The sequence below is a fragment of the Streptomyces sp. NPDC002309 genome, assembly GCF_053593375.1.
This window is the reverse complement of record NZ_JBSFCI010000019.1, coordinates 140,080-147,510: the sequence shown is the minus strand read 5'-3', so window position 1 is coordinate 147,510 and position 7,431 is coordinate 140,080. Positions and strand designations below refer to the sequence as shown.

Genomic DNA, 7,431 nt, shown 5'->3' with positions numbered 1-7,431 from the left:
GGCGTGAAGCCCGCGAGGATCGCGATGATCACGCCGAGCAGGACGGTCGGCCGGTGCGGGCCCGGCGGGGGCGCGGCGGGGGCGCGGACGGCACGGCCGGCTCGGGACCGGTCTCAGGGCCGGGCGATCGCCCCTTCCGCCGCCGCCTTGATACGGGCGCCGAAGGCGGGCGCGTCCTTGCGGTTGGCCGCGACGGCCAGTCCGACCAGGAGCTTGCCCAGTCCGTGGCCCTCCAGGACGTTGTAGAGATGGACCCGGGTCCTTCCGCCGTCCAGGGGCTCCAGGTCGTAGCCGCCCTCGCGCGCCGTCACGCTGTTCTTCGACACCTCGGCCCAGCGGATCCGTGCCGGCGCCCGGAGCTCGGTGATGCGGAACTCCCTCGCGGACTTCATGCCGGCGTCCTTGACGGTGCTCCGGAAGACCGTGCCCACGCTGGTGGGCGCGTCGGGAACCCGCTCGATCCTGAGCACCCGCGGGCTGAACTGCGGATCGTTGCGCCCGTCGGCGAGGTAGTCGAACACCGCCTGGACAGGCCGATCGATCTCGACCGTCGCTTCAAACCGTCCTGACATGCGTACCCCTGATCGGTTGAGTCGCATGGGTCCCGCGCCCGCTGCGCACGTCCGCCGGACGGCGAGGTCGCCGGGGCTGTCCCGTGCCCGAGTGACGGTGCGCGAGAGCCACGCCGCCCTTCGTGGCGGCATCGCGACCCTACCGGCACCCTGGCGCGCCCCGCGAGGCGAACGGTGTGCCCACGCGGAGCCGCCCCCCTGTCCGGCAGCCCCCTGAGCGGCGCCGTTCTCGGCGGGGAACTCGGCCGGGTACGGCTCCGCGAAGTCGGCCGAGCGGCTGACCTTCGCCCGTTCCGTGGCCTCGGTGAGCGGGCGGCGGGTGGGGTCGAGCGCCATCGCCGCCGGGTTCGCGCCCAGCAGCACGTGTCCGATCCCCGACTCGGTCACGCCGGGGTCGAGGGGAACCCCGCCCGTGCCGCGTCCTCACGGCCTGCCTCGTCGGGACGGACGCGGGACACCCCGCGACCCGCTTCCCGCGACCCGCGACTGAGGCGCGGGTGCCGGGCGGCGGCGGGGGAGTCGTCCGCGTCACCTCGGCTGCCGCTGGCCCCCTCAGGAGTCCGACGCCGGCTGCCCCGCCCACTGCGCCGCCGGGAGGCCGAGCAGCCGGGTGATCCGGGCGGCGTCCGGCAACGTGCCGTGGTCACCGGTCACCTGGAGGGCCGACGCCGCCGTGATGTGTCCGAGGCGCAGCGCCCGTTCCCTGTCCCCGTCGCGCAGGAGTCCGGCGAGGAAGCCGGCGGCGAACGCGTCACCGGCGCCGACGACCTCCACCACCTCCGTGCGCGGCGCGGGCACGGAGCACACGCCGTCCTCGCCGAAGGCGGTGGCCGCGCGGCCACCGTCCTTGACGACCAGCAGACGCGGACGCGGCAGCAACTCCCGTACGTCCGCAGGTTCCAGGGCGGCGCCCCAGAGTTCCTGTGCCTCGTCGAGCCCGACGAAGACGATGTCGGCGCGATCGGCCAGGTCGCGCAGCACGCCGGCGGCCGTGCCGGGCGGCCACAGCGCCGGCCGGTGGTTGACGTCGAAGCTGACGGCGTGGGTCCGCCCGCCCGGCGGGGTGGCGAGCGCCCGCTCCACCAGTGCCCGGCACGACGCGGACAGCGCCGGGGTGATGCCCGTGAGATGCACGAGGGAGGCGGAGCGCAGGCAGTCGTCGTTCAGCACGTCGGGACCCAGGGCCGAGGCGGCCGAGCCGCCCCGGTAGTAGTGCACACGGGTACGGGACCCGGCGGGATCCTTCACCAGGAGGCCCGTGGGCCGCTCCGGGTCGCGGCGCACGGCAGCGACGTCGACGCCCGACGCGGCGACCGCCGCGTGCACCCGCCGCCCCAGCGCGTCGTCGCCCAGCGCGGACAGCCAGGAGACGGGGACACCCAGATCGGCCAGGTACATCGCCACGTTCGACTCCGCCCCCGCCACCGACAGCCGCAGGTCCCCGGCGGTCTCCAGCGACTCGGACGGGGCCGGAGCGAGCGCGGCCATCGTCTCCCCGACGCAGACGACCCGTCCCTCGGCGGGCCGCCACGCCCGTGTCACGACGCCTCCCTCGGGGACGGGAGCGACGCCCGATGGCGGTACTCGTCCGCGGGCCGGCCCGGCACGTCCACCCGGGCGGTGAACACGGCGCCGTCGAGAGGACCGGGCGCGGCGAGCCCCACGCGGGCGGTCGTGATGTGCAGCAGGTCCCTCTCGAGGCACACACCGGCGGGCTGTCGCGCGGGCAGCCGCAGGGTGCGGTCCAGGCGGCCGTCCGGGAGGTACCGGCGTACGGTTCCCGTGCCCCAGACGGCGACCCACACCGCGCCCTCGGCGTCCACCGCCATGCCGTCGGGGCTGCCGTCGGCGACGGTCACGAAGACCTCGGCGCTCCCCAGGCCGCCGGTGGCCGGGTCGACGGAGTGACGCCTGATGACTCCCCGCGCGCTGTCGGCCAGGTACATGACCTCGCCGTCCGCCGTGAACGCCGGTCCGTTGGGCACCGTGATGCCGTCGAGGACACGGGTCACCGTGCCGTCCTCGTCCACCCGGTACAGGGAACCGCGGCCCTCGTCGGCGTCGTACGCCATGCTGCCCGCCCAGAAGCGGCCGAACGGGTCGGCGGTGCCGTCGTTCATGCGCATGGGCCGGTCCGCGTCGGCCTCGGGCTGTGCCAGCCAGCGCGTCGATCCGTCGGGGGCGAGCAGGCATATCCCGGTGCCGGCGGCGGCCATCCAGCTGCCGGGAGCGCCGGCCACGGGTGCCACGGCACCGAGGGGGACGGGGAGTCGGGCCACCTCCCGCAGGGGGTCCGCGGGGCTTCCCGCGGCGGTGAGCAGGCGGCCCGCGAGGATGTCCACGAGGACGATCCCGCGGTCCGTCCAGCGGATGCCCTCACCGAGTTCCAGGCGATCGGGACGGAGGGCTTCGACAGCGGTCACGGCGTGGCCTTCTGTGCGACGGTCGCCGGTCACGGCGGGGCTTTCCTCATGACGGTCGTCGGTCACGGCTGGACCCTCTGTACGACGGTCGTCGGTCACGGCTGGACCCTCTGTGGGACGGTCGCCGGTCACCGCGGGGCTTTCGCTGCGACGGTCGTACGTCACGGCGTGGCCTTCCGTACGACGGAGAGGAAGGCGCGGGCGCGGGCCCGCAGTTCGGTGAGGCTGCCACCGTCGGCGGCGTCGCCGATCAGGGGCGAGCCGACCCCGACGGCGTTCGCCCCGGCGCTCAGATACGCCTCCGCGGCCTCCTCGTCGACGCCGCCCACCGGCACGAACAGCTCGTGCGGGAACGGGCCCCGCAGGGCACGGAGATAGGCGGGGCCGCCGGCCTGCGCGGCGGGGAAGACCTTCAGCGCCGCGGCGCCGAGCGTGCGCGCGGCCAGGATCTCGGTCGGGGTCATCACCCCCGCCAGGACCGGCATGCCGAGCGCGTGCGCGGCGCCGACGCCTTCACCGACCGCCGGTGTGACGGCCCAGCGGGCGCCTGCCCGGTGGGCGGCACGGGCGTCGTCCGCGGTCAGGACGGTGCCGGCACCGAGCGGGCGGTCGGGCCCGAGCGCCTCGCACGCCCGCTCGATCACGGACAGGGCGTCCTCGCCGCTGAGGGACACCTCGATCAGCTCGACACCCTCCTCGGTGAGCGCCAGCACGGTGCGCAGCGCGGCATCGGGATCGGAGCCGCGGACTATCGCGACCAGGCGGTGGGCGGCCAGCGCCGCTCGAAGATCCATGGAGGGGTTCCTTCTCGTTCTCGCAGGAGGCGCACACGGATTGTGGTGGGCCGGTTCAGGGACAGCGGCAGTGCGCGCCCAGCGTCAGCCGCCAGCGCACCTCTCCGGACGCGGGGACACGGGCGGCGTCACCGGGGCCCGCCTCGGCGAGGTCGAAGACCCGGCCGAGCATCGGCTCGACCCCCGTGCTGCGGTAGGGGCGCGGGGCGGGGAAGCCACCCAGGTTGCGCCACAGCGCGACGGAGACCGGCTGACCGTCGGCCTCCAGGGCCAGGGACAGCCGGTCCGGCCCGTCGTGGACGCAGGCCAGGGAGGCGTCCACGACGGCTCCGACCGCGGTGCCGTCGTCCGGGCCGAGCGTGTCCATGCGCACGCCGCACGGGGCCGGCCAGTCGCCCTCGACCCACGCGGCGCCGTCCGGCCACGGCCGGTCCAGCAGCGGGGCCGCCTCGGGGAACAGGCGGGTCCGCGCGGCCTCGGGGAGGCGCAGGCTCGCCCGCTCGGAGAGGTCGAGCAGGGCGTGGGCGGCCCAGACGAAGCGGAAACCGGCCTCGGCCGTCAGCACGTAGTCGGCCTCGGCCCCGTCCGCGGTGGCGCGGATACGCCGGGTCAGCGTGTAGCCGTCGGCGCGCACCACGTCCCGGTCCGCCTCGCGTGTCCAGGCCCGGGACCAGGCGTCCCCGTGGTCGGGCGTGCCGCGGACGGTGGGGACGCACTCCTCCAGTCCGCCCGCGTCCACGAACGCGTCGCCCGGCACGACGTCCGCCCGCCCGGATGCCTCGCCCCGCCACAGCCATTCGCGCCCGCCGGAGCGCAGGGACGTCCAACGGCCACCGTGCGCAAGGTCGGTGATGACCTCCAGCGGCATGCTCACCACTCCGCGAAGGAGCCGTCGGGGTGCCGCCACACCGGGTTGCGCCAGGCGTGACCGGTGCGGTCGGCGGCGCGTACCGCGTCCTCGTCGACGGTGATGCCGAGCCCCGGGGTGTCGTGGCGGACGGCGTGGCCGTCGACGAAGCGGAACGGCTCCGTGTCGACCAGGTAGGACAGCAGGTCGGCGTCCTTGTTGTAGTGGATGCCCCGGCTCTGCTCCTGGATCAGGAAGTTCGGCGTGACGAAGGCGATCTGGAGGCTGGCCGCCAGGGCTATCGGGCCGAGCGGGCAGTGCGGGGCGAGCTGCGCGCCGTAGGTCTCGGCGAGCGCGGCGATGCGGTGCACCTCGGATATCCCGCCCGCGTGCGACAGGTCGGGCTGGGCGACGGCGACACCGGCGGCGAGCACGGGCAGGAACTCGGCACGTCCGTAGAGCCGTTCACCGGTGGCGAGCGGGATGGGGCTCGCGGCGACCAGGCCGGGCAGCAGATGGCTCTGCTCGGGGACGACGGGTTCCTCCACGAACAGCGGGTGCAGCGGGGCGAGTTCGGTCAGCACGCGCCGGGCACCGGCCGCGCTGAAGCGGCCGTGGAAGTCGACGGCGACGTCCCGTTCCGGGCCGAGTGCCTCGCGGGCGGCGGCCACCCGGGCGACGACCGCGGCCGTCTCGGCGGCGGTGGTGACCGGCGCCGTCGCTCCGGCCGCGTTCATCTTCACCGCGGTGAAGCCCGCCTCGGCCTGGGCCGCCGCCTGCTCGGTGATCTGGCCGGGCTCGTCGCCGCCGATCCAGGCGTAGACCCGGACCCGGTCGCGCACCGGTCCGCCCAACAGGGCGTGCACGGGGGCGCCGTAGGTCTTCCCGGCGATGTCCCACAGTGCCTGGTCCAGGCCGGCGACGGCGCTGGACAGGACAGGACCGCCGCGGTAGAAACCGCCCTTGGTCAGCACCTGCCAGTGGTCCTGGATCCGCAGGGGGTCCTGCCCGATGAGGTACTCGGCCAGGACGTCGACGGCGGCCCGGACGACCTCGGCGCGCCCCTCCACGACGGGTTCGCCCCAGCCCACCACACCCTCGTCGGTCTCCACACGGCAGAACAGCCAGCGCGGCGGGACGAGGAAGGTCTCTATACGGGTGATCTTCACTGAGGGCGGGCACCTTCCGTCTTGTCCTGCGTCTCGTCGTCGGCGGTGCCGATCCGGGCCAGATCGCGGCCCGCCTGGTCCAGCAGGGCGCGCATCGCGGCCTCGGCGGCCCGCGCGTCACGGTCGCGGACGGCGTCCAGCACGGCACGGTGGGCCGGGACCGGGTCCCCGCTGTGCGGCGAGCTGTGCACGATCCGGTCGCGGTGCGCGAGACCGGACTCGATCACCATCTCCATGCGTTCGAGGAGCTCGTTGTGGGTCGCGGCGAGCAGCGCGCGGTGGAAGGCGAGGTCGGCGTCGACGGCGTGGGCGGCGTCGGAGCCCTCCTGCTCCATCGCCGCCAGCGCGCCCTCCAGGGCGGCCAGGTCGTCGTCGGTGCGGCGCTCGGCGGCCAGGCGCACGGCGGCCGGTTCGATGATGGCGCGCACCTCGCCGAGGTTGCGCAGCAGCAACTCGTCCGCGTCGGTGGCGCCACCGCCCTCGAACTGCCAGCGCAGCACGTCGGCGTCGAGCAGGTTCCACTCCGCGCGGGGGCGCACGAAGGTGCCGCGCCGCTGGCGCGCGTCGACCATCCCCTTGGCGGCCAGCACCTTCAGGGACTCGCGCAGGGCGGTCAGGCTCACGTCCAACTCGCTCTGCAGCGCCACCAGGTCCAGCGTGCTCCCCTCGGGGATCTCACCGCCGAGGATGCGGCGGGCGAGCACTTCCACGGTCTGGCCGTGCACGCCGCGGCGGGCATAGGGCGTCATCGTCTACAGCCTTTCTGCTGTGGGGCGCGCGAGGGGAGCGCGTGAGGAGGCACGGGGCGCGGGATCATGCGGAGGCCTTCACGACGCTCCAGCCGCCGTCCACCACGAGCGAGGTCCCGGTGATGTACGAGGCCTCGTCGGCGCCGAGGAAGGCGATCGCCGCGGCCACCTCCTCGGGGGCGCCGAAACGGCGGGCCGCCGTCTCGGCGATGCTGCGCTCCCGGTCCTCGGGCGTCACCCTGTCCCAGGCGGCGGTCAGGATCGGGCCCGGCACCACCGCGTTGACGCGCACCTGCGGCCCGTACTCAACGGCCAGCTGGCCGCACAGGGACAGCAGGGCGCCCTTGGTGGCGGCATAGGCGGGATGGCCGGGCAGGCCGCGGTGCGCGTGGACCGACGAGGTCAGCACCACGGCACCCCCGCGCTCGCGCAGATCGGGCAGCAGCGCCCGGACGCCGAGGAAGCTGCCGGTGAGGTTCACGGAGAGCTGCCGCTCCCACGAGGCGAGGGACATGCTGTGCGCCGGCGTCACCTCGACCGTGTAGGCGTTGCTGACGAGGAGGTCGACGGGGCCGAATGCGTGCGCGGCGGCCGCTATCCGCGTCCAGTCGTCCTCCAGGGAGACGTCGGCGCGCACGAACCGGGCCCGGGCGCCGGTCTTGGCGATGCGCTCGGCGACCGCCTCGCCCTGCTCCTCGGCGATGTCGGCGAGCACGACCGCCGCGCCCTCCTCGGCGAGGCGTTCGGCCGTGGCGGCTCCGATCCCGGAGGCCGCCCCGGTGATCACCGCCGTGCGACCGGTGAAACGTGCACCGGGCCGTGGTGCGGGCTGCTCCGTCATGGGGCTGAACTCCTTCGGGGGCGCGGGACGACTGGT

Annotated in this window: 8 protein-coding genes; all 8 read right to left on the bottom strand. The window is 75.1% G+C overall.

All coding sequences use genetic code 11. The features are described 5' to 3' along the window. Positions 1-113 precede the first annotated feature (113 nt). A complete protein-coding gene (locus tag ACWCPM_RS18080; protein ID WP_450977170.1) occupies positions 114-572 on the bottom strand; it encodes an SRPBCC family protein in 459 nt (152 codons plus the stop codon). Between the two features lie 552 nt (positions 573-1,124). Next, entirely contained in the window at positions 1,125-2,114 is a 990-nt protein-coding gene (locus tag ACWCPM_RS18075; protein ID WP_450977169.1) for a sugar kinase, read from the bottom strand. Continuing rightward, a complete protein-coding gene (locus ACWCPM_RS18070) occupies positions 2,111-2,995 on the bottom strand; it encodes an SMP-30/gluconolactonase/LRE family protein (RefSeq protein ID WP_450977168.1) in 885 nt (294 codons plus the stop codon). The genes ACWCPM_RS18075 and ACWCPM_RS18070 overlap by 4 nt, the downstream gene beginning before the upstream one ends. A gap of 161 nt (positions 2,996-3,156) precedes the next feature. Further along, a complete protein-coding gene (locus tag ACWCPM_RS18065; protein WP_450977167.1) occupies positions 3,157-3,789 on the bottom strand; it encodes a bifunctional 4-hydroxy-2-oxoglutarate aldolase/2-dehydro-3-deoxy-phosphogluconate aldolase in 633 nt (210 codons plus the stop codon). 55 nt (positions 3,790-3,844) lie between these two features. Beyond that, on the bottom strand, positions 3,845-4,657 hold the full coding sequence (locus ACWCPM_RS18060) for a hypothetical protein (RefSeq protein WP_450977166.1): 813 nt from the start codon (positions 4,655-4,657) through the stop codon (positions 3,845-3,847). A gap of 2 nt (positions 4,658-4,659) precedes the next feature. Continuing rightward, positions 4,660-5,805, bottom strand: coding sequence for a galactonate dehydratase (gene dgoD / locus ACWCPM_RS18055; RefSeq protein WP_450977165.1), 1,146 nt, complete (start codon positions 5,803-5,805; stop codon positions 4,660-4,662). Then, positions 5,802-6,554, bottom strand: a complete 753-nt coding sequence (locus ACWCPM_RS18050; protein ID WP_450977164.1) for a FadR/GntR family transcriptional regulator — start codon at positions 6,552-6,554, stop codon at positions 5,802-5,804. Before ACWCPM_RS18050 ends, dgoD begins: the two co-directional genes overlap by 4 nt. A 64-nt stretch (positions 6,555-6,618) precedes the next feature. After that, positions 6,619-7,395 (bottom strand): SDR family NAD(P)-dependent oxidoreductase, encoded by a 777-nt coding sequence (locus ACWCPM_RS18045; protein ID WP_450977163.1) that lies wholly within the window; start codon positions 7,393-7,395, stop codon positions 6,619-6,621. Positions 7,396-7,431 lie beyond the last annotated feature (36 nt).